This is a genomic window from Massilia violaceinigra, from assembly GCF_002752675.1.
Taxonomy (GTDB): Bacteria; Pseudomonadota; Gammaproteobacteria; order Burkholderiales; family Burkholderiaceae_D; genus Telluria_A; species Telluria_A violaceinigra.
The window spans coordinates 5809787-5831044 of record NZ_CP024608.1 but is presented as its reverse complement, the minus strand read 5'-3'; the positions used below and the strand labels follow the sequence as shown (position 1 = coordinate 5831044).

At 65.6% G+C, this 21258-nt stretch carries 19 protein-coding genes; 6 read left to right on the top strand and 13 right to left on the bottom strand.

The window, feature by feature from the left end; translation table 11 throughout:
- Window positions 1-4: 4 nt before the first annotated feature.
- From CR152_RS25020 to wrbA, 8 genes are all read right to left on the bottom strand, one after another.
- Window positions 5-1093, bottom strand: a complete 1089-nt coding sequence (locus tag CR152_RS25020) for a threonine aldolase family protein (RefSeq protein WP_208640198.1) — start codon at window positions 1091-1093, stop codon at window positions 5-7.
- Window positions 1094-1364: 271 nt separating this feature from the next.
- Window positions 1365-3203 carry an ABC transporter transmembrane domain-containing protein gene (locus CR152_RS25015; RefSeq protein ID WP_099879495.1) on the bottom strand — a complete coding sequence of 613 codons (1839 nt, stop codon included), beginning with the start codon at window positions 3201-3203 and terminating at the stop codon, window positions 1365-1367.
- 26 nt (window positions 3204-3229) lie between these two features.
- A complete protein-coding gene (locus CR152_RS25010; RefSeq protein ID WP_099879493.1) occupies window positions 3230-4300 on the bottom strand; it encodes a lipocalin-like domain-containing protein in 1071 nt (356 codons plus the stop codon).
- Window positions 4297-6837, bottom strand: a complete 2541-nt coding sequence (locus tag CR152_RS25005; RefSeq protein ID WP_099879491.1) for an FtsX-like permease family protein — start codon at window positions 6835-6837, stop codon at window positions 4297-4299. The genes CR152_RS25010 and CR152_RS25005 overlap by 4 nt, the downstream gene beginning before the upstream one ends.
- A complete protein-coding gene (locus tag CR152_RS25000; protein ID WP_099879488.1) occupies window positions 6834-7286 on the bottom strand; it encodes a DUF4124 domain-containing protein in 453 nt (150 codons plus the stop codon). The genes CR152_RS25005 and CR152_RS25000 overlap by 4 nt, the downstream gene beginning before the upstream one ends.
- Before the next feature lie 17 nt (window positions 7287-7303).
- Window positions 7304-8737 (bottom strand): FAD-binding oxidoreductase, encoded by a 1434-nt coding sequence (locus CR152_RS24995; RefSeq protein WP_370663831.1) that lies wholly within the window; start codon window positions 8735-8737, stop codon window positions 7304-7306.
- Window positions 8734-9138, bottom strand: a complete 405-nt coding sequence (locus tag CR152_RS24990; protein WP_099879486.1) for a DUF2069 domain-containing protein — start codon at window positions 9136-9138, stop codon at window positions 8734-8736. The genes CR152_RS24995 and CR152_RS24990 overlap by 4 nt, the downstream gene beginning before the upstream one ends.
- Window positions 9138-9749 (bottom strand): NAD(P)H:quinone oxidoreductase, encoded by a 612-nt coding sequence (wrbA, locus tag CR152_RS24985; RefSeq protein ID WP_099879483.1) that lies wholly within the window; start codon window positions 9747-9749, stop codon window positions 9138-9140. Before wrbA ends, CR152_RS24990 begins: the two co-directional genes overlap by 1 nt.
- Window positions 9750-9868: 119 nt before the next feature.
- On the opposite strand from wrbA, the gene CR152_RS24980 reads away from it, so the two are divergent.
- The 3 genes from CR152_RS24980 to CR152_RS24970 all read left to right on the top strand — a co-directional run bounded on the left by CR152_RS24980 (window position 9869) and on the right by CR152_RS24970 (window position 12006).
- Entirely contained in the window at window positions 9869-11224 is a 1356-nt protein-coding gene (locus tag CR152_RS24980; RefSeq protein ID WP_099879481.1) for a YihY family inner membrane protein, read from the top strand.
- A gap of 157 nt (window positions 11225-11381) precedes the next feature.
- Complete coding sequence (locus tag CR152_RS24975; protein WP_099882753.1) at window positions 11382-11666, top strand: CopG family ribbon-helix-helix protein; 285 nt, start codon at window positions 11382-11384, stop codon at window positions 11664-11666.
- 49 nt (window positions 11667-11715) lie between these two features.
- Window positions 11716-12006: a type II toxin-antitoxin system RelE/ParE family toxin gene (locus tag CR152_RS24970; protein WP_099879479.1), complete on the top strand. Its 291-nt coding sequence runs from the start codon at window positions 11716-11718 to the stop codon at window positions 12004-12006.
- A 19-nt stretch (window positions 12007-12025) separates the two neighbouring features.
- Here the strand turns inward: CR152_RS24970 and CR152_RS24965 are convergent, their stop codons facing one another.
- The 3 genes from CR152_RS24965 to CR152_RS24955 are packed head-to-tail and all read right to left on the bottom strand — an operon-like array spanning window position 12026 to window position 14471.
- Complete coding sequence (locus CR152_RS24965; RefSeq protein ID WP_099879477.1) at window positions 12026-12331, bottom strand: Mpo1-like protein; 306 nt, start codon at window positions 12329-12331, stop codon at window positions 12026-12028.
- A gap of 18 nt (window positions 12332-12349) precedes the next feature.
- The gene (locus CR152_RS24960; RefSeq protein WP_099879475.1) at window positions 12350-13159 is read right to left on the bottom strand and encodes an alpha/beta fold hydrolase; all 810 of its coding nucleotides are present in this window, start codon (window positions 13157-13159) and stop codon (window positions 12350-12352) included.
- Window position 13160: 1 nt separating this feature from the next.
- Window positions 13161-14471: an O-acetylhomoserine aminocarboxypropyltransferase gene (locus CR152_RS24955; RefSeq protein ID WP_099879473.1), complete on the bottom strand. Its 1311-nt coding sequence runs from the start codon at window positions 14469-14471 to the stop codon at window positions 13161-13163.
- 221 nt (window positions 14472-14692) lie between these two features.
- Here CR152_RS24955 and CR152_RS24950 point away from each other — a divergent pair, with 221 nt between their 5' ends.
- Both CR152_RS24950 and CR152_RS24945 read left to right on the top strand, forming a co-directional pair.
- A complete protein-coding gene (locus tag CR152_RS24950) occupies window positions 14693-15145 on the top strand; it encodes a CBS domain-containing protein (protein WP_099879471.1) in 453 nt (150 codons plus the stop codon).
- Window positions 15146-15152: 7 nt separating this feature from the next.
- Window positions 15153-16037: a PhzF family phenazine biosynthesis protein gene (locus CR152_RS24945; protein WP_099882751.1), complete on the top strand. Its 885-nt coding sequence runs from the start codon at window positions 15153-15155 to the stop codon at window positions 16035-16037.
- 4 nt (window positions 16038-16041) lie between these two features.
- On the opposite strand, the gene CR152_RS24940 is transcribed toward CR152_RS24945, so the two are convergent.
- Entirely contained in the window at window positions 16042-17016 is a 975-nt protein-coding gene (locus CR152_RS24940) for a GlxA family transcriptional regulator (protein ID WP_099882749.1), read from the bottom strand.
- A 244-nt stretch (window positions 17017-17260) separates the two neighbouring features.
- Between CR152_RS24940 and CR152_RS24935 the strand changes: the two genes are divergently transcribed.
- Window positions 17261-18028: an MBL fold metallo-hydrolase gene (locus CR152_RS24935; RefSeq protein WP_307718608.1), complete on the top strand. Its 768-nt coding sequence runs from the start codon at window positions 17261-17263 to the stop codon at window positions 18026-18028.
- A 46-nt stretch (window positions 18029-18074) separates the two neighbouring features.
- On the opposite strand, the gene CR152_RS24930 is transcribed toward CR152_RS24935, so the two are convergent.
- Complete coding sequence (locus CR152_RS24930) at window positions 18075-21206, bottom strand: ligand-binding sensor domain-containing diguanylate cyclase (protein ID WP_167399949.1); 3132 nt, start codon at window positions 21204-21206, stop codon at window positions 18075-18077.
- Window positions 21207-21258 lie beyond the last annotated feature (52 nt).

The following is a 21258-nucleotide window of genomic DNA, read 5'->3' as shown; positions in this document are numbered from 1 at the left end:
ATGATCACTGGCCGGCCATGCCCCGGGCAAGCAGCTCGATACTGTCGCGCACGCGCTGGTCGGGCAAGGCGGCCAGGTTCTCGCCCACGTACAGTTCCACGATGCTGGTATCGGCCAGCGCGCCCGGTGCGGCGCGGCCGAACAGCCACACCTGGTGGTCGCGGGCGACGCGGTTGCGGATCTCGAGGGCGCGTTCGCGGCTGACCGGCAGGTGCAGATGCAGCATGTTGGCCTGGGGGCGGGCCGGATTGACGCGGATGGCCGGATAATCGCGCAGCACCTCGTACAGCCATTCGGTGCGGCGGAAGTAGTGCGGCATGGCGGCGATGCGCGCATCGAACTGCATTGCGGCCGATACCACGTAGGGCGAGCGGTGTATGACATTGCCGCCTTCGCGCCGGAACCACTCGGCCGCGCGCTCGACGAACGAGCGGCTGCCGGCCAGCATGGCGCCACCCAGGCCGCCGATGCCCTTGTACAGCGACACGTAGACCGAATCGAAGCCGGCGGCGATTTCGCGCGGCGTGCGCTTGTAGCCGGCGGCCGCCTCCCACAGGCGGGCGCCATCCATGTGCAGGTGCGCGTTGCGGGTGCGGCAATGGGCCTTGATCGCATCGAGCTGTTCCCAGGTCGGATTCTGGCCGCCGATTTCGCGCATCGGCACTTCCATGGCGACGGCGCCGAGTTTATCGGGAAGCGCACGCAAGTCGGCCGCCGTCCAGGGCCGATGGCGTTCGCCCGCCAGCAGCGCGTGGAAGTGGCCGAGCAGCTGGTAGTTCGATTTTTCGTGGATGATGATGTGGGATGTCGGATGCAGCGCTACCAGCGTGCTGGCGCGGTCCTCGCAGGCCAGGCGCAGCGCGGTGACCTGGGCCATGGTCCCGCTGATGCAGAACACGGCGGCTTCGAAGCCGAGCAGGCTGGCGATTTTCTCCTCGAACTGCTCGATCAGGGCGCCGTTGCCGTAGACATCATGGGCGACATGATTATCCTCGCACCACGCGGCCATGGCGCGGAACGTCTCGGCCGGCGTACGCGCCCGATGGCCCGGCAGCACCGTATGGCAGTGTAGAAACAACTCGGCATCCGTCAAAACACTCTCCTTCGGCAACTAATTTCCCAATCGGGGTCAGAGCTCTGACTTGCAACATTGTTACATCTCAGCCGGCGAATCGCGAATCAGCCTGTTATTGCCGCTACGCCGATCATCATCATTCCTCAAGCAGGGGCGGGCCAGGTCCTGTTCATGCAGCCCCAATTGTTGCCTGACTGGATTTTGACACCTGTAGGCAATAAAAGTGTTAAAAGTTTCGAGTCAGAGCTCTGACCCCGGTTTGGGGGAGTGCTCTGACCCGGTTAGGCAATCAGGCGGCTTCGTGGGCGATGTGGATGTTGTGGAACTGCAGGGCAGCGAGGTTGGCGTAAATGCCTCCCAGCGCCACCAGCGACGCGTGCGTGCCGGTTTCGACGATCCGCCCGTCTTCCATGACGATGATGCGGTCGGCCCGCTGCACCGTCGCCAGCCGGTGCGCAATGATGACCGTGGTGCGTCCGACCATCGCCGCTTCCAGCGCGCTTTGTACCAGGCGCTCCGATTCGGCGTCGAGGGCACTCGTCGCTTCGTCGAGCAGCAGCAGCGGCGGGTTTTTCAGCAGCGCGCGTGCAATCGCGATCCGCTGGCGCTGCCCGCCCGAGAGCCGCACGCCACGCTCGCCCAGGAACGATTTGTACCCCTGCGGCAGGCGTTCGATGAATTCGTGCGCGGCCGCCATGCGCGCCGCGGCGATCACTTCGGCGTCAGTCGCGCCGGCGCGTCCGTAGCGGATGTTTTCCATGGCGTCGGCCGAGAAGATCACCGTGTCCTGCGGGACGATGCCGATGGCGTCGCGCAGGGTGTGCAGGTCGAGCCGCTTGATGTCGACGCCGTCGAGCGTGATGGTGCCGCTTTGCGGGTCGTAAAAGCGCAGGAACAGCTGGAACAGGGTGGTCTTGCCAGCACCCGACGGGCCGACCACGGCCACCGTTTCGCCTGGCGCGATCGACAGCGTCAGGTGCCCCAGCGCCGCCGTTTCAGGCCGCGACGGATACGAGAAGGTGACGTCGTTCAGGGCCAGTGCGGCGCCGCTGGCGGTGCGCGCGGGCAGGGCCACCGGTTTGGCCGGGTTCTGGATCGACGATTGTACCGACAGCAGTTCGAGCAGGCGTTCGGTGGCGCCGGCGGCGCGCTGGGCTTCGCCCATCACTTCCGACAGCGCGCCGATCGAGCCGGCCACGATCGATGCGTACAAGATGAACTGGCCAAGGTCGCCGCCGGTCATCGTCCCCTGCAGGACGGCGTGGGCGCCCAGCCACAGAACGAAAACGATGGTGCCGAACACCAGCACGATGGCGATCAACGTCAGCAGCGCGCGCGCGCGGATGCGCCGCATCGCGGTCTGGAAGGCGCCTTCGACCGACTTGCCGAAGCGCGCCGATTCGATTTTTTCGTGCGTGAAGGCTTGCACCGTCGGCATGGCGTTGAGGATTTCGCCGGCCATGGCGGAGGCGTCGGCGATGCGGTCTTGCGAGTCGCGCGAGAGCTTGCGTACGCGCCGTCCGAACAGCACGATCGGCACCACCACCAGCACCAGCAGCCCGAGGATGATGGCGGAGAGCTTGACGCTGGTCACGAACAGCATCACCAGGCCGCCCACGAACAGCAGCACGTTACGCAGCGCCATCGAGATGCTGGTACCGACCACCGCCTGGATCAGGGTGGTGTCGGTGGTGATGCGCGAGAGGACTTCGCCGGTCTGGGTGGTTTCGAAAAATTCGGGACTCTGCTCGACCACGTGCTTGTACACGGCGCTGCGGATGTCGGCGGTGACGCGCTCGCCCAGCCACGATACGGTCAGAAAGCGCGCGGCGGTGGCCACGGCCAATACCGCCGCCACGCCGAACAGGGCGAGGAAAGTGGCGTCGACATGGCGGATGCTTTTGGGCCCGGCCGAGGCGCCGAAGCCCAGGTCGATCATCTGCTTGAAGGCGGCTGGAATCGCCAAGGTGGCGCAGGCGGCGACCACCAGCGCGACGCCGGCCATCAGGAACTGGCGGCGGTACGGACGGAGGAACGGGAACAGGCCCTTGAATGCGGCGAGACTGCCTTTGCGGTTCGAGTCGGACGAGTTGCTACTGCTGGAACTGCTGGTGGAGCTGTTGGTCATCGTGTCAGTGCTTCAGTGTTCGTTTTTTAAAGTTTCATCGCGCGGTCGTAACCGGTCATTTCAAGGTACCCCTGGCCGGCTTGCGCCCCATTGCGCTTGATCGTCACTGCGCCTTCCCAGTACACGGCGCCGGTCGAGCGCCGCGAGTCGAGCTCCTGGTCCTGCTGCAGGGGGGTGATCTGCCAGTGCGTGGCGCCCGTCGTTAATCTGGTCGCCACCGGGTAGACGGCATTCGTGCGCGGTGACGTCCAGTGGGCCTGCGGCGTAAACATCACCTCGTCGGGGGCGTATTGCGTCACTTTGCCCCCCGCGTCGCGCACCGTCGCGTGCGCCCATAGTTTACCACCTTGTTTGCTGCGGATCTGGAAAGCCATCAGCGCCGAGCCGTCGGCGAGATTGGCGCCGACCCAATCCCAGCCCTGGGAATCGGGTGGCAGCGCTTCGGTCGACCATTCGTGATCGAGCCAGGCAGTCCCTTCGACCGCGCGCGCGGCGCTGCTGCCGGCACCTGCCGTGCCGCGTACCTTGAGCTGCGGTTCGCTGTAGTAGTAGCTCGCGTACTGGCCTTGCGCGCTCTTGCGCGAGTAGCCGTTCTGGCCCTGCAGCAGCACCGGCTGGGTTGGCGCCAGCGTCAGGTTCAGGTTCAGATGGGGCGAGGCGATGCTCACCTGGTAGGTGCCGTCAGCCCCGCGCACCATGCGCCAGTCGTCCAGTTTCAGGTCGGTGATGCCGGTTTTGGCGTGCGCCAGGCCGAAGCCTTCGCGCACGGTGCGCTGGTCGTGTACCAGTTTGCCGAGCGCGGGGTCGGACAGCGCGGCGTGGCCGATCACCAGCTGCTTGGGGGCGAACGCGCTCGGATTGGCGCGGTCATGGTCGGTGGCGCGCCGAAAGAAAGTGACCTGGAAGCCCAGCGGCTTGCCGTCGGCGGTCTTGAGCCAGCCCGTGACGTACCACCATTCGGTACGGTAGTCCGGATGGGCGCCGTAATCAAGCGGGAATGTCAGCGCGCGTCCGGGCGTCACCGCGCCGAATACCGGCGGGGCCGCGTGGCAGATATGGGTCGCCGCCAGCAGCAGCGCGAAAATGAATCGTTTCACCAGTCCTCCCTGACTGCTCGAATAGGTCCGCCCGACAGGGCGAAGCGCCCCGACACCAGCGCCGTCACCACCGATGCCACCAGCAGCACGGCCGCCACGGCGCCCACCAAGGTCCACGGCACGTGCAGCTGCATCGACCAATGGAACGATTGCGGGTTGACGACGTAGACCAGGATCACGCTGATGATGAAGCCGAGCACGAAGCCGCAGGCCACGCCCAGCGCGGTCAGCGCGCCGCCCTCCAGGGCGAGAATGCGCAGCACCTGCCCGCGCGTGACGCCGACGTGGCGCAGCATGCCGAATTCCTTGGCGCGCGCCAGCGTCTGGGCCGAGAAGGTGGCGGCCACGCCGGCCAGGCCGATGGCGATGGCGATCGCTTCAAGCACGTAGGTGACGGCGAAGCTGCGGTCGAAGATGGTCATGCTGAGCGCACGGATGTCGCCCGGCTTGGCGAAATCGAGCGTGCGCCCGAAGGGCAGGGCGCGGATCTGCTGTTCAAGCCGGTCGGCCGTGACGCCTTTGGCGACCCACATGGCGGCATCGTTGACTTCCTGGTCGCCGGTCAGGGCGCGGTAGTCGGACAGGCGCATCTGCACCGAGCCGGCCTGGGTGGCGTAGTCGCGCCACACCCCGGCCACGAAAAAGTCGCGCAGCCGGCCAGCGAGCGGCATGCGCAGCGTGCCGCCGGCCTTGACGCCATACAGGTCGACCACCGCTTCGGATACCCAGACCGGCACCGCGCCGTTCGGCACCGGAACGGTTTCGCCGCGGATCAGGATCGTGCGCGAGGGGTCGGCGGCATCGATGGTGCGCGCCATGAGCAGCACGTCGGGCCGCGCCGGGTCGAGCGAAATCTGGCGCGAACGCAAAAAGTCGATGCGCGCGGCGCCCGGCAAGGCGGTCAGCGCCCTTTGCTCGGGAGGACCCAGGCCGCCGGCGCTGCCGCCGCTGGCGATGCGCACATACAGGTCGGCCGGCAGCAGCTGCACCAGCCAGTCGTCGAGCGAGACGCGAAAGCTCGACACCATGATCGCCATCGCCACCATCAGGCTGAAACTGGACAGCACGCCGCCCAGCGCAATGGCGGCCTGGCCGGAGGCGTTGGCCAGGCGTGCCATGGTCAGCGCCAGCACCGGATGGCGCACGTTGCGCCGCATCGCCACGCGGTTGACCAGGCCGAAAAGGGAGGCGGCCAGACGCGGCATCAGGCCGATACCGCCGATCAGCAGCAGGGCGATGGCGGCGTAGCCGAACAGCGGCAGCTCGAATACGGGTGGCGCAAAGGCCAGCGCGCCGGCCAGCACGATGCACAGCACCGATGGCCACACGCGCGCCAGGCGCGCCAGCGCGACTTCGTCGGTGCCCGATTTGAGGGCGACGGCGGGCGCGGCGCGCGACGCTTCCCAGGCGGGCGTCAGGCAGCCGAGCAAGGCCACGCCCAGGCCCAGCGCAAAGAACACCACGGCCGCCACCGGCGTGAACTGCACCGCCGGACGCGCGCCGGTAAAGTAGCCGGCTCCCAGGTCGCCGCCGAAAAAATGCAGCGCGGTGGCGGCCAGCGCGTAGCCGGCGCCGATGCCGGCAAGCGCGCCGACCACGCCCAGGCTGGCGCCTTCGAGCAGCACCTGGCGCAGCAGCTGGCCGCGTTCGACGCCGAGCACGCGCAGCAGCGCGAACTGGCTGCGGCGCCGGATCACCGACAGCGCCTGGGTCGAAAACACGAGGAAGGCGCCGGTGAACAGCGCCACCAGCGCCAGCACGGTGAGGTTGACGCGGTAGGCGCGGCTCATGCCCTGGTTGCGGCTTTCGGCATCGTCGTCATTGGGCTGGCCGACGTTGAAGCGGCCGGGGAATTCGCGTTCAAGTTCGCGTGCCAGGTCGCGCTGAAACCCGGCGCGGTCGATGCCGTCGCGCAGGCGCAGGTCGATGCGGGACAGCGTGCCGACCTTGTCGAAGCGCCACTGGGCCGCGCCGATGTCCATCACGCCGATGCGCTGGCCGGGCCGCGCCTCTTGCAGGCCGCCGGCCACGCGCAGGGTGAAGTCGCGCGTGCCCGAACGCAGCTGCACGGTGCCGCCGCGCTGCGTCTTGAGCCAGCTCATGGCGGCCGGCGACAGGAACACGGCGTCGTCGGCCATCATGTCGACCATGTTGTCGCCGTCTGTTGCGCCGAGCAGGCCCGGCGAGACGAAGCCGGCGCGAAAGGCGTCCAGGCCAATGATTTTCAAGCTGCCCTGCGCGCCGGGCACACCGGCGTTCAGGGTCAGGACGGGCGAGGCCACCGCCACCGAAGGGTTCTGGGCCAGGCGCGGATAAATCGCTTCGTCGAAGCCGCCCTCGCGCGCCGACACCTGGATGTCGGCCTGGCCTGACAGGCTCTTGACGGCCGCCGAAAATTCATTGAAGGCCGACGCGTTGATCAGGTGGATGGCAAAGCCCATCGCCACGCCGACGGCAATCGCGGCCACCGCGAGCAGGGCCCGTACCGGGTGCGCGCGCCATTCGCCCAGGAGCAGCCAGCGTGACAGTGTCTTCATCGGCGGCACGCGGCGTCGACCGCCCGGGCCATGTGCAAGGCGCGCTGGTCGCGCTGGGCTTTGCCCATGCCGCCGGCCTTGGCGGCTTCGGCGGCCAGGCGCTGCTGTTCCTTCGACTGTTGCTGCTGCATGCCGGCGCACTTCGCTTGCCGCACTGCGGCCGCCTGATAGGCGCGCGCGTCCGACCGCGCCGCCTGCGCCTGCCTGGCGTCGTGCGTGGCGCGCTCCTTCTGCAGGCGGGCCAGCAAGTCTTTCTGGCGCTGCAGTTCCTTCGCCGCGCTGGGGTCGGCCGCGGGCGATGGCGCGGCGCCCAGCTGCGTTGCGCTGCCGCTGGCGCAGGGCTGGTCTCCGTAGCTGACCTTGCCGCCGGTGGTGCATTTATAGATGGGGCCGGCATGGGCGGCGCCGCTCAGGGCGCACAGCGCCAGGATGTGCATGGGATGTAACATGATTGCTCGCTCCGGATTCACAGGATTTTTCCAGGGTTCATAATGCCGAGCGGGTCGAGCGCCGCTTTGATGGCACGCATCATGTTCAGTTCCACATCCGTCTTATATCGCTTGAGCTCGTCTCTTTTGAGGGCGCCAATGCCGTGCTCGGCCGAAATCGAGCCGGCGTACGACGCCACGCTGTCGTGCACGATGCGGTTGATCGCGTCCTGGTGCGCCAGGAAATCCTCGTGCGCGGTGCCGGGCGGCGGCGCCACGTTGTAGTGCAGGTTGCCGTCGCCCACATGGCCGAAGCAGACCAGCTGGCAGCCGGGATAGGCCGCCAGCACCCTGGCGTCGGTGCTGGCGATGAAGTCGGCGATGCACGAGACCGGCAGGGCGATGTCGTGCTTGATGTTCTTGCCGGCCGCCGCCTGCGCCAGCGGAATGTGTTCGCGCAGCTGCCACAGGGCCAGCGACTGGGCCACCGAGGTGGCCACCACGGCGTCGTCGGCGATGTCCTGGGCGATGGCGTCGGCAATGGTTTCTTCCAGCAGGCCGACGGCGTGTTCTTCCGATTCGCTGCTCGACAGTTCCAGCAGCACGTACTGGGCGTGGCGCGTGACGAAGGGCTGCGTCAGGCTGGGGAAATGGGTGCCGACCAGGCGCAGGCAAAAGTCGGACATCAGCTCGAAGCCGGTCAGGCTGGCGCCGCAGCGGTCCTGGGCCAGGGTGAGCAGGTCGAGCGCCTGGCGCGGGGCGGCAATGGCGACCAGGGCCGTGATCGATGCCTTCGGTTGCGGGAACAGGCGCAGCACGGCGCCGGTGATCACGCCCAAGGTGCCTTCGGCGCCGATGAACAGGTCGCGCAGGTCGTAGCCGGTGTTGTCCTTGCGCAGCGCGCGTAAGCCGTTCCACAGTTCGCCCTGGGCGGTGACCACTTCTAGGCCCAGGCACAGTTCGCGCGTGTTGCCGTAACGCAGCACCGCGGTGCCGCCGGCATTGGTCGACAGGTTGCCGCCGATGCTGCAGTTGCCTTCGGCCGCGAGCGAGAGGGGAAACAGGCAGCCAACGGCCGCGGCCGCTTCCTGGATGGTTTGCAGGATGCAGCCGGCGTCGACCGTGATGGTGCGGTTGACCGGGTCGAGCGCGCGCACCCGGTTCAGGCGCGCCAGCGACAGCACCACGGCGCTGCCGCTGGCGTCGGGCACGCTGCCCAGCACCAGGCCGGTTTTACCGCCCTGCGGCACCAGCGGCACGCGGTGCGCGGCGCAGGCTTGCACCAGTTGCGCCACCTGGTCCGGGTCGGCCGGACGCAGCACCGCCAGCGCGCGCCCGGTGAAGCGGCCGCGCCAGTCGGTGAGGAAGGGCGCCATGTCGGCGTCGCTGGTGAGCACGTGCGCCGGGCCGGCAATGGCGCGGCAGCGCGCCAGGAAGCCGGTGCCGGAGTCGGGGTAATTCAAGGCAGTCACTTCGTCGATTTGGTCGAGTTCACCTTGTCGAGCAACTCCTTGGCCATCTTTTTCGCCGCTTTCTTGTATGGACGCAGGTACAGCAGCGCGCAGGCGAAATAGACGAATACAAGCACGATTTCGCCCATCGCCATCATGCGCGATACGGGCAGCTTGTCGCTCCAGGCGCGCACCACGCCCTCGGTGAAGTAGAGCAGGATCACCATCGACGACCATTGCAGGGTGTAAATGTCGCGCTTGATCACGCCGCCCAGGGGAATGAGCAGGGGCAGGACCTTGAGCGCCAGGATCCAGCTGCCGGGGCGCAAGGGCGCGACCACGATTTCCCAGGCCAGCAGCCAGGCGATCAGCACCACCAGGCTGGCGATGGCGCCGATGTGAAAGTACTTGGGCGCTTGCATCAGGAAACTCCGTGCAGGCGGGCGGCGGTTTCCGCCAGGCGGCGCCCCATGGCGATGGCGAGGCGTTTTTCATCCTCGCTGACCGGCTTGTTGCCGTCCACGCCAGCCCAGTGGGTCGGGCCGTAGGGCGTGCCGCCGCTGGTGGTGGTCATCAGTTCTGGGTTGCTGTAAGGCAGGCCCATGATCATCATGCCGTGGTGCAGCAGCGGGATCATCATCGACAGCAGGGTCGATTCCTGGCCGCCGTGCAGGCTGCCGGTGGAGGTGAACACGACCGCCGGCTTGCCCGACAGGGTGCCGGCCAGCCACTCGGCGGCCGTACCGTCGAGGAAATATTTCAGGCTTGATGCCATGTTGCCGAAACGCGTAGGCGAGCCGAGCGCCAGACCGGCGCACTCGGCCAGGTCCTGGGCTTCCACATAGGGGGCGCCGGCCGGCGGGATGGCCGGTTCGGTGGCCTCGGCCACGGTGGAGACGGCGGGCACGGTGCGCAGGCGCGCATCGACTCCGGGGACGCTCTCGATACCCTGGGCAATGAGTTCGGCCAGCTTGCGCGTGGCGCCATGGCGCGAGTAGTACAAAACGAGAATAATCGGATTGGTTTGGTTCATCGTTGGTATTATAGGGCGCTTTACAGGGTTACATCGGCACAGCCGGCGCGTTTTTCACGCGTTTTTCACGATACATGCTTTCAAAAACAGTCCATTCGATTTCCCGATCCACCAGCGAAATGATCAATAGCAGCGTCGATATGGTGCGTGGCCTGACCTGGAGCGAAGCGCGCGACCTGCTTCGCTTCGCGCGGCGCCGCCTCAACGAAGAAAAATTGCCCCAGGTGGCAGGCAGTCTCACGTTCACCACCACGCTCGCGCTGGTGCCGCTGCTGACCATCGTGCTGGCCATTTTCACGACCTTTCCCGTCTTTAGTAATTTCCGGGTGGCACTGGAAGCGTATTTCGCCCAGACCCTGATGCCCAGGGCCATCGCCAACACCATCACCGGCAACCTGACCCAGTTCGCCAGCAAGGCCAAGAGCCTGTCGGCGGTCGGCGCGGTCGCGCTGGTGCTCACGTCGGCGGCCATGATGAACATGATCGAGCGCGCCTTCAACCAGATCTGGCGCGTGCGCGAAGTGCGTCCGCTGGCCCAGCGCGTGACGATTTACTGGGCGCTGGTCACGCTCGGACCGCTGCTGTTCGGGCTGTCGCTGACGGCGACCTCGCAACTGTTCATGGCTACCAGCGCGCTGACCAGCAATCTGCCGTTTTTGAGTACCCTGTTTTACACGGCGGCGTCGATCGGGCTGACCACCGGCGCCTACACGCTGCTTTACATGACGGTACCGAACCGCTTCGTCGACTGGCGCGACGCGGTCTGGGGCGGTCTGGTGGCGGCGGTCGCCTTCGAGATCGCCAAGCGCCTGTTCGCCATGTTCGTCAGCCAGTTTCCCACCTACGCCATCATTTACGGCGCGCTGGCGGCGCTGCCGCTGTTTTTGGTGTGGATTTACCTGTCGTGGATGATCACCCTGGTCGGCGCCTTGCTGACCGCGGCGCTGCCGATCGTCAAGTACGAACGCTGGTGGTATGAGCCGGTGCCCGGCGGCGCGTTCGTCGATGCCATGGCGATCCTCAAGGTGCTGTACGGCCGCGCCCAGGTGAGCGATACGGCGCTGGTGTCTTCCGCCGCGATCCGCGCGCATACGCGCATCGGCTACGATGAAATGACCACCTTGCTCGAACAGATGCTGGCCGTGGGCTGGGTCGGGCGGGTGCAGGCGAATGTGACGACGCGCTCGCGCTGGGGCAAGCGCGCCATCGAAAGCGCCGAGAACTGGGTCTTGCTGGTGAACGTGGACAAGCTGCGCCTGTCCGACGTGTACCGCCTGTTCGTGTTCGGGCGCACCGCGATCGAGGCGGCTGTGGCCATCGACCTCGACAAGGATACCGAGCTCGACAGGAATTCGCCGATGACGCTCGACGGCAGCGCCCTGGCGCGCCAGGTCGAGTGCGCGGTGGAGGAGGGGTTGAACCAGACCCTGGCGCAGCATTTTGCGGCGCCGCTTGCCCCTGCGGCGCGCGCCTGAACGACACCATGCGCCTGGGTTTGCCCGATATTTCCGGCTACACCATGGCTGTCGGCTTGCGCTTTGCAGGGAACTTGTCGCATGATGGCCGCTCTAAATTAAAACTTGACCTTGATGCAGACGTGATTTATCGCAGTACTCGCTTTTGGGGTTTGCCATGTCCGACCTAACATCGCTGGCGCTTGAACTTGATCAGGAAACGCACCTCCGTCTGGAACGCTTGGCCGAATCGCGCCGGCAGACACCGCTTCTGATAATGCACGAAGCAATTGTTCAATATCTTGAGCGTGAAGAAAAGCGCGAAGCTTCCCGTCAAGAAACCCTCGACGCATGGAAGGAATATCAGGTGACCGGGTTGCACGTGACAGGTGACGAGGTAATAGCATGGCTTGAAACATGGGGCGACGAAAACGAGCTCCCCGCGCCGGAGTGCCACAAGTGATGTTGATTGCTGACGTAAACAGGCAAAAAAACGGACTCCGTGTGCTCTTATGCCACAAGTACGCTTTTCAAAACGGGCGCTACTTGACCTGAAAAGGTTGCGGGAATTTTTGCGGCCGAAAAATCAAGCGGCAGCCAGGCGCGCCACCGTAGCGATAATCAGGTCCATCCAAGTGCTGAGCCAGCATCCGGGAATCGGACGTCCGATACAGAACATGTCGGACGGTTACTACGAGTTGCTTATTTCCTTCGGCAATACCGGCTACATCGCTCGCTATCGTCACAATAAAGATGAGGTCACAATTTTGTCGGTGAGGCATCAAAAGGAAACTCAGCAATAGAGCTGGTGCATATGGACCTCTACCAGCTCAGCTTTCCGGTCAGCATCTGCCAGTACATCACCCAATCGCCCATGAACGAATACAGCGGCCGCGAAAACGAGGCGGGCCGGTTTTTTTCGTAGAAAAAATGCCCGATCCAGGCGCCGCCGTAGCCCGACACCAGCGCCGCCACGATCCACCACGGATTCATGCTGTCCACATACTGCACCTGCGCCGCCAGCGCCGACGAGCTGCCGATAAAATGCGCCCGCCGGCACAGCACGCTCGAGTGCTGCGTCAGATAGTAGGGATAGAACTCGGCAAAGCTGGCGTGGCGGGTCGACATGCGGCTCTCCTGGCGGATTTACGCGGGCGTGGTGGCGAACCCGAACAGCGCGTCCAGCACCGCGTCCGGCTGCTCGGCCATCAGCTGGTGGCCGGCATCCACGTTGATAATTTTGCCATGAGCGATCGCTCCCGTCAGCAGTTTTGTCGAGCGCGGCGGCGTCATCATGTCCTTGCTGCCAAAGATGAACAGGGTAGGGCAGCGCACCGTTTGCGCCGCGGTCTGGCCATTGGCGTACGCATTGCAGGCGTAAAAATCGGTGTGGAACAACTGGTCCGGATTGATGACCGACATGCGCTGCATCAGCCGCCGCGCGCCGCCCATGGTGTAAAACCCCGGTCCGGGACAGGACGGTTTTTGCGCCATCGACGAATGCGAGAAGATGTTCACCATGTCGATCGCGGCCTGCTCGTTGTGTTTGGCCGTGTCCAGCAGCGCGTCCGACACCTTCATCGGGTAGGTTGTCCCGAGCAGGGCCAGATGGCTCACCCGCCCGGGCGCCTGGAATGCCGCTTCCAGCGCGATCAGGGAGCCCATGCTGTGGCCCGCCAGCACGGCGCGTTCGACACCGACGCCATCGAGCACCGCCAGCAGCCAGGCCGCCATCTCTTCCACGCTGTGCAGGGCCGCGCCCTTGCTGCGCCCGTGCCCGGGCAGGTCCACCGCCAGCACGTTGAACCCGTGGTGCGCGAAATAGCGCGACTGCAGGGCCCATACCGAATGGTCGTTCTGGGCGCCGTGGATGAAGACGATGGTCGGCTGGGCCGGATTAAAGACCTTGCCGCCGGTGTAGCAGTAGGCGTCGAAGCCGGGAAGGGTGCAGATCATGTCAGGCTCCCTTCTGCGACAGTTTCAGGCCGCGCGCCAGGTCTTCGATCAGGTCGTCCACGTCTTCCAGGCCGATCGACAGGCGCATCGTGCCTTCCTTGATGCCGGATGCGGCCAGTTGTTCGGTCGGCACGCGGAAGTGGGTGGTGGACGCCGGATGAATCACCAGCGACTTGGCGTCGCCCACGTTGGCCAGGTGCGAGAAGATCTTGAGCGCGTCGACAAAGCGGCGGCCGGCGGCGCGGTCGCCTTTCAGGCTGAACGAAAACACCGCGCCGCAGCCCTTGGGCAGCAGGCGCTTGGCCAGTGCGTAATCGGGATGCGATTCCAGTTCCGGATACGACACCGACTCCACCGCGGGATTGGACAGCAGGAACTCGACCACCTTGCGCGTGTTGGCCACGTGGCGGTCCATGCGCAGGCTGAGCGTCTCGATCCCCTGCAGCACGGCGAACGCGTTGTGGGGGCTCATCACCGCGCCGAAGTCGCGCAAGCCCTCGCGCCGCGCGCGCAGCGAAAACGGCGCCACGGTCGACTCTTCGGCGAACACCATGCCGTGAAAGCCTTCGTACGGTTCGCACAATTCGGCGAAGCGCCCGGTCTTGTCGTAGGCGCTCTGCCAGTCGAAGGTGCCGCCGTCGACCAGCAGGCCGCCGATGGCGGTGCCGTGCCCGCACAGGAACTTGGTGGCCGAGTGGAACACCAGGTCGGCGCCATGGTCGAACGGGCGCAGCAGATAAGGCGTGGTAAAGGTCGAATCCATCATCAGCGGCAGGTGATGGTCGTGCGCGATGGCCGAGACGGTGGCGATGTCGAGCACGTCCAGCCCCGGATTGCCCAGCGTTTCGGCGAACAGCACCTTGGTGTTGGGCCGGATCGCGGCGCGCCAGGCGTCGGTGTCGCGCGGGTCCACAAACGTGGTCTCGATGCCGAAGCGCTTGAGCGTGTAGGCCAGCAGGTTCTGCGAGCCGCCGTACAGCGCGCGCGAGGCGACGATGTGCGAGCCGGCGCCCGCGATCGTCACCAGCCCCAGATGCATGGCGGCCTGGCCGCTGGCGGTGGCGATGCCGGCCACGCCGCCTTCGAGCGCGGCGATGCGCTCTTCGAGCACCGCGTTGGTCGGGTTCGAGATGCGCGAATACACATGGCCGGCGCGTTCCATATTGAACAGCGACGCCGCGTGGTCGGAGTCCTTGAACGCGAAGGAGGAAGTGAAATAGACGGGAGTGGCGCGCGCGCCGGTGGCCGGGTCGGGCGCAGCGCCGGCGTGCAGCGACAGGGTGTCGAAGCCGGGATATTGAGGTCCGTTCATGGTGGGCTCATCAGTTAGAAAAGGGATGGCCCGAATCGTAGCACGCATGCCTTGCACAAAAGCGTGGTTTGCTCGCTAAAATAGTGCAAATGCCAATCGGGCGCTTTCGGCGGTGCCCTGATTATTCGCAATGCTGGATTTTTTGCCAAGCTTACGCTACAGTCGGAGCTAGGGCTTATAAAAGACACCTACTTATAACCTCACCAGACAAGGCGGCCACCATGAAAGTCTCAGAAATCCTTCAAGTGAAGGGCAACATCCTGTACACCGCAACGCCCGAGATGCTGCTCGTGGACGCCGTCAACACCATGGCTGAAAAGGACATCGGTTCGCTGGTTGTCATGGAGTTCGGCGATCTGGTCGGCATGCTGACCTTCCGCGAAGTCATCAAGGTGCTGCACAAGAATAATGGCGCGGTCGGCGCGGGCACGGTGCGCAAGCACATGGACGATCATCCGATCACCGTCACCCCCGACACCGAAGTCAATGAAGTGCGCCGCATGATGCTCGAGAAGCACGCGCGCTACCTGCCGGTGATGAATGCCAAAACCCTGCTCGGCGTCATTTCGTTCTACGACGTGGCGCGCGCAGTCCTGGAAGCGCAGAGCTTCGAGAACCGCATGCTCAAGGCCTACATCCGCGACTGGCCGGCCGAAGCCGTCCAGGAAGACTGATGTGAGCATGGCCCCGGGCGCGCCGCGCCGCTTCAAGCAGGTGGATGTATTCACCAGCGTCGCGTTCAAGGGCAATCCGCTGGCCGTCGTGCTCGATGCCGACGGCCTGTCCGACGCCGACATGCAAGCCATGGCGCGCTGGACCAACCTGTCCGAAACCACGTTTGTGCTGACGCCGCGCGACGCGCAGGCCGACTACCGCGTCCGCATTTTCTCTCCCGATACCGAATTTCCCTTCGCCGGCCATCCGACGCTGGGCACGGCGCACGCCTTGCTCGAAGCGGGCCTGGTGCCGCGCCGCGCCGGCACGCTGGTGCAGGAGTGCGGCGTGGGGCTGGTGCCGATCGAGCTTGGCGCCGCCGGCATGCTGGCGTTCCGGTCGCCCGCGGCCAGCCTGGTGCCGCTCGCACTGCAGCACCTGCCATTGCTGGCGCGGGTATTGCCAGGGACCACAGTTGACGCCGAATGCACGCCGCTGATCGCCACGATGGGCATTGCGTGGCTGGTGGTGCGTTTGGCGAGCGCGCAAGCGTGCCTCGATGCGCGCGTCGACGGCGCCGCGCTGCAGGAACTGACGCGCCTGGGCGTGACCGGCGTGGCGCTCTACGGCCCGCATGACGCCGCCGGGCCGGCCGACTACGAAGTCAGGGCGCTGTTTACCAAGCACGGCGCGCTGGTCGAAGACCCGGTCACCGGCAGTGCCAATGCCTGCATCGCACGCGTGCTGCAGGCCCAGGGTTTTCCCGATGGCGGCGAAACGGGCAGCGCCTACAGCGCGCGCCAGGGCGCCAGCGTGGCGTGCGACGGCCGCATCGCGGTCAGGTACGTCGATGGCGAGCCGTGGATCGGCGGCCGCTCGGTCACCGTGATCGATGGGACGGTGCGCGTTTAAGCGCTCAGTGCGGCTCTGCCGCCGTTTTCTGTCCGAAGGTCCTGCGCCAATCCCTCGGACTGACTTGAAAACGCTTCTTGAAGTGCTGCCGCAACGAGATAGCCGTCTGAAACCCCGCAAGATCCGAGATTTTCTCGACTGACAGCGAGGTCGTCTCCAGCAGGTCGCGACTTCGCTGCAAGCGTTCGTTCACCAGCCAGTCGACCAAGGTCATGCCGGTGGCCTTGCTGAAGTGACGCGTGAAGGTGCGCCGGCTCATCGACGTTCGTGCCGCCAATTGATCGATACTATGCGGCTGGCCGAGGTGTTCGCGCAAATAATCGAGAAGCCGATTGACTTGCGCATCCTGGGTCGATACCGCCATGGGTTGCTCGATGAACTGCGCTTGCCCACCCTCGCGGTGGGGCGGGATCACCATCGTCCTGGCGACTTTATTGGCTATTTTAGGACCGTAGTATTCGCGCACGATATACAGGCAACAGTCGAGCCCGGCGCCAGTGCCTGCGGAGGTGATCAGCCTGTCCTCGTCGACATACAGGGCATTCATGTCAAGCTGCACGCGCGGAAAACGGGCGCTGAAATCCTTCTCTGCCATCCAATGCGTCGAGGCGCGTTTGCCGTCGAGCAACCCAGCATAAGCGAGTGCATACGCACCGTAGCAAAGGCCGACCACATGCGCGCCTCTCGCATGGGCGCGCGCCATTGCCGCAACCAGATCCGGTTCCGGATGCGCGTTCAAGTCGTCCCAGCCGGGAACCACCAGGATATCGGCTGCTTCCGTCAGCTCCAGTCCGCCATCCGGATGCAGGGTCAGTGCGCGTTCGGCGGTTAACGGCCGGGCGCCCGCAGAGACGATCTTCAGGTCGAACAGCCGTCCTTCAGGCAACTCCGCGTTAAATACCAGATAAGGCACGGCGAAGTGGAACGGGCTGAAGTTGGGATAGGCGATCAGGGCGACGACGGGCGTTTTGGTGGTCATGATGAGCAGAATGGAAGAGGGTGGCCCGAAAGTGCCGATAAATGGCTTGTGGGTCAATTTTATAGGGAAGGCGATGCGTCCACAATACTCCTACCGAACACCACATCCATGGAGTAGCAAAATGCAACGAGTAAAAACCCTAGTGATCGCCCTGGCTTTGACCCTTGGCACGGCAACCGTACCGGCCCACGCAGCGGCCAACGGCGCCTCGGCAGCGGCCACGCACGCGGTGCAGGTGTAGCAAATCCGTAATGCCACCGCGAAGATCAGCGTTGCCGGCAAGACCTTCCTGGTCGACCCGTTCCTGGCAAAGAAGGGCACCTACCCCGGCTTTGCGGGAACGTTCAACAGCCAGCTGCGCAACCCGCTGGTCGAACTGCCGATGCCGGCGCAAGCGATCATGAAGGGCGTCGACGCGGTGATCGTCAGTCACACTCACCTCGACCATTGGGATGGCGGCGCTCACCAGTTCATTCCTAAAGCGATGCCGCTCTTCGTACAGCATGAAGCCGATGCGAAACTGATTCGCGGACAGGGCTTCACCAATGTCCGCATCCTCGGAGAGGACACCGTGTTCGAAGGCGTGCGGTTGACCAAGGCCGGCGGCAAGCACGGCACCGACGAGATGTACGCCAAGGCACCGTTGGCCGAGGCGCTCGGCGAGGCGATGGGGATTGTGTTCCACGCGCCTGGCGCGAAAACCGTCTACGTCGTCGGTGACACCGTATGGCGTGCCGAGGTTGACCGGACCCTGGAAAAATTCAAGCCCGAGATCATCATCGTCAATGCCGGCGACGCCCGCATGGTCGGCTACAGCGGGTCCATCATCATGGGCAAGGACGATGTGCTTCACGCCTACCAGCTCATGCCGAACGCGACCATTATTGCCACGCATATGGATGCCATCAACCACATGACGCTGAGCCGGAAAGAACTCAGGGAGCATGTCAAGCAACACGGCATCGGGGACCGCGTGCGCATTCCGGCCGATGGCGACATCCTGAAGTTCTGAGCGCCCGCATCGACCCGCGTCGATGCCAGCTAAACGATCACGGCGCTCACGCCGGGTCGTTCGACTCGGCCAGCGCGGCGTGCGCCGGCGTGAGCTGGTCGCCTGAACTGATCAGGGTCGCGCGGCCGGTGTCTAACATCGCCTGCGCGCCCAGGTGCAGCTTTTCGATCAGCTCGCCGTTGTCGGCATCGGGCTTGGGCCGCAGTGCGCTCCAGCCGTTGCGGCCATTCGCCTTGACCCAGTACAGCGCGGCGTCGGCCAGTTCCACCAGGTGTTCCCAGCTGACGCCCTTGCTGTCGTCCAGATACAGGCCGCTCTCGGCCAGCCCCACCGAACAGGTGAGCGATACCTGAATGCCGTCGCCCAGGTCGAAGACGTGGCTGGCGACCGCGCGCCGGATACGCTCGCCCAGCACCGGCACGAACTGGCGCGTGCTGGGCCGGCATACCAGCAGGAATTCTTCGCCGCCCCAGCGCACGATGTAGTCGCCCACCCGCACCTGGGCGCGCAGCACGTCCGAGACCTGCTGCAGCACGCGGTCGCCCGCCTTGTGTCCATACGTGTCGTTGATGCGCTTGAAATGGTCGATGTCGACCAGCGCGAACAGCAGCGTGTTGTCGCTCGATCCGGTGCGCTTGTTTTCGCGTTCGTAGAACGCCAGGTCGGCCGGGATCTGGTTGCTCAGATAGCGCCGGTTGTGCAGCCCCGTGAGCGGGTCGGTCTGGCTGGCCAGTTCGAGCGCGCGGTTGGCCACGTGCAGTTGCTCGGTGCGTTCGGCCACCTGCTGCTCCAGTGCCGCGCGCTGCTTGTCATGCGAATGGCGCTGCAGGCGAAAGCCCCCGTACACGGTGCCGCCCAGGCAGGCCAGCAGCAGTCCGTAAAACCAGCTGGTCTCGTAGAAATGCGGCGCGATGATGAAGTCCAGGCGCGCCGGCAGCTTGTTCCAGACGTCGGCGTTGTTGCTGGCCTTGACCTCGAACGTATAGGAGCCGGGCGGCAGGTTGGTGTAGTTGACCGAGCGCGGTGCCCCCGCCTGCAGTTCGCGCCAGTCCTTGTCGTAGCCGTGCAGGCGGTAGCGCAGCACAACGCTGGCCGGGTCCTGGAAGCTCAGCGCGGTGAATTCGAATGCCAGGTCGCGCGCATCTTCGCGCATGCGCAGGGCGCCGCCCTGGCCCTGGCGGACGTCGCGCCAGGTATCGAGCACGCGCACGCGTTCGATCACCGCCGTCGGCGCCGTCATGTTCTTGGTCATGCCCATGGTATCGAGCGTGACCACGCCATCGCGGCTGGGCAGCCACAGCGTGCCCGCCGGGTCCATGAAGCCCTTGGAATTGCCGGCGCCGTTGCAGCAGAATCCCTGTTCGCCGCTGCGCCGGTCGCCGCGCTCGTTGAGGATCATTTCGCCAAAGGCGGTTTTGGTCTGGCCGTCCTGGACCCGGCGCATGTCGGCCAGCGGGGCGCGCAGGATGCCGCGCAGGCCGGCCGACCACAGATAGCCGGCCGCATCCTCCGTGAGGAAGAACGGCGCATTCGCCGGAAACCCCTCGGCGCTGCCGAACTTGTGCCAGCGGCGGCCGTTGAACAGGTAGATTTCCTCCGTCAGCGTACCGAGTGCCAGCGCGCCGTCTTTCAGCTCGGTGATGGCGGTAATGTCCATCCCGGACGGCAAGCCGCTGTCCAGGCCTATCTGCACCATGCGCTCCGCGCGCAGTTCGTACAAGCCGTCCTGGGTGGTCACCAGCAGGCGCCCGTCCTTGAGTTCGCGCACCTGGCGCGCGCGCACGTCGCGCAGGCCCTGGTCCTTGCCGTATTTGGTCAGCGTGGCGCCGGCCAGCCGGAAAACGCCCTCGCTGGTCGGAAACCAGAGCACGCCGGTGCGGTCGCGCACGATGCCGTTGATCTGCGCCGCGGACATCGGCGCGAACAGGGGGGGCGTCTCGACTTTGCCGTCGCGCCACAGCGCCAGCCCGCGCCGCGTGCCGATCCAGATGCGGTCGGCGTCGGCCAGCAGGTTGTAGGCATGCGGATGCGGCAGCTGGCTGCCCGACAGCACATGGCGGAAGCGCCCGTCGCTGAACACGCTCAAGCCATCGCTGGTGCCGACCCAGGTGCGCCCGTCCGGCGCGCGCGCCAGCGACCACACGATCGGTTCGGTCAAGCCTTCCGCCGCGGCCAGGCGCCGGGTCGAGCCGTTCCACAGGCGCACCAGGCCCTGCCACTGGCTGCCCAGCCACAGGTTGCGCTCGCGGTCTTCAAAGGCGGCCAGGACCCCCTTGAAGGCGGCCGGGTTCTTGTCGGGGATGACCTCGGTGGTCTTGCCGTTGCGGATGCGCGCCATGCCGGCGTTGCTGGCAACCCACAGGTTGCGGTCGCTGTCCTGGTATAGCATAGTGGTCGGCGAGTTTTGCAAGACGGGCTCGGTGCCCGCCGCTTCCAGCACGCCGCCGGCGCGCGCAAACAGGCCGACACTGGTGCCGGCCCAGATTTTGCCTTGCGCCTCGGCCAGCCGCGTGACCACGCCATGGCGCAGGCCCGCCGGCAGCGCAATCAGTTCGGTGTGTTTGCCTCTGCTGTGGAACATGCCGCCGGTGCCGCCGATCCAGATGCCGTCGGCGCTCTTGAGCAGGGCGGTGGCCGGCGCCGGGCTGCCGGAACGATGCACCAGCTTGCCGCCCTCGTAGTCGAACACGCCGCTGGTGGTGGCCACCACCAGCCGGCCCTGGTCTTCAGCCACGGCGTAGATGTCGAGCATGGGGAACTGGGCGGTATCGGCTGCGGGGATGATGCGGAACACGCCGTTTTCGTAGAGCGTCAGGCCCTTGTAGGTGCCGATCCAGACGCGCCCGGCGCTGTCGGCCATCAGGCTGCGGATCCATACGCCGGCCAAGCCTGGCTGGTTCTCCGGCGAATAGGTGGTGAAGCGCACGCCGTCGAAGCGCGCCAGGCCGTTCTGGGTAGCAACCCAGATGTAGCCCTGCTGATCCTGGGTGACGGCTTGCACACTGATCTGCGGCAAGCCGTTCTGGATCGACCAGCTGGTGCGCACGAAATGGTGGAAGGCTTTGTCGGGATCGAGCGCCACGGCCGGTCCGCTCAGGGCAAGACAGGCCAGCCAGAGCAGTACGCAGCAGCGCCACGCGCGCCGCGCCAGGCTTGGGGAGCACCGCGAAGTGTCCATCCTCATGCATTCATTCAAGTTGGCGCCCCATCCATTGCAAAGCATGGCATCG

Bases quoted from the DNA above. Each gene is read 5' to 3' on its own strand.
- CR152_RS25015 (WP_099879495.1), bottom strand. From the start codon at position 3,203: ATGACCAACAGCTCCACCAGCAGTTCCAGCAGTAGCAACTCGTCCGAC.
- CR152_RS25005 (WP_099879491.1), bottom strand. From the start codon at position 6,837: ATGAAGACACTGTCACGCTGGCTGCTCCTGGGCGAATGGCGCGCGCAC.
- CR152_RS25000 (WP_099879488.1), bottom strand. From the start codon at position 7,286: ATGTTACATCCCATGCACATCCTGGCGCTGTGCGCCCTGAGCGGCGCC.
- CR152_RS24990 (WP_099879486.1), bottom strand. From the start codon at position 9,138: ATGCAAGCGCCCAAGTACTTTCACATCGGCGCCATCGCCAGCCTGGTG.
- wrbA (WP_099879483.1), bottom strand. From the start codon at position 9,749: ATGAACCAAACCAATCCGATTATTCTCGTTTTGTACTACTCGCGCCAT.
- CR152_RS24980 (WP_099879481.1), top strand. From the start codon at position 9,869: ATGATCAATAGCAGCGTCGATATGGTGCGTGGCCTGACCTGGAGCGAA.
- CR152_RS24975 (WP_099882753.1), top strand. From the start codon at position 11,382: ATGTCCGACCTAACATCGCTGGCGCTTGAACTTGATCAGGAAACGCAC.
- CR152_RS24970 (WP_099879479.1), top strand. From the start codon at position 11,716: ATGCCACAAGTACGCTTTTCAAAACGGGCGCTACTTGACCTGAAAAGG.
- CR152_RS24965 (WP_099879477.1), bottom strand. From the start codon at position 12,331: ATGTCGACCCGCCACGCCAGCTTTGCCGAGTTCTATCCCTACTATCTG.
- CR152_RS24960 (WP_099879475.1), bottom strand. From the start codon at position 13,159: ATGATCTGCACCCTTCCCGGCTTCGACGCCTACTGCTACACCGGCGGC.
- CR152_RS24955 (WP_099879473.1), bottom strand. From the start codon at position 14,471: ATGAACGGACCTCAATATCCCGGCTTCGACACCCTGTCGCTGCACGCC.
- CR152_RS24950 (WP_099879471.1), top strand. From the start codon at position 14,693: ATGAAAGTCTCAGAAATCCTTCAAGTGAAGGGCAACATCCTGTACACC.
- CR152_RS24945 (WP_099882751.1), top strand. From the start codon at position 15,153: ATGGCCCCGGGCGCGCCGCGCCGCTTCAAGCAGGTGGATGTATTCACC.
- CR152_RS24940 (WP_099882749.1), bottom strand. From the start codon at position 17,016: ATGACCACCAAAACGCCCGTCGTCGCCCTGATCGCCTATCCCAACTTC.
- CR152_RS24930 (WP_167399949.1), bottom strand. From the start codon at position 21,206: ATGGACACTTCGCGGTGCTCCCCAAGCCTGGCGCGGCGCGCGTGGCGC.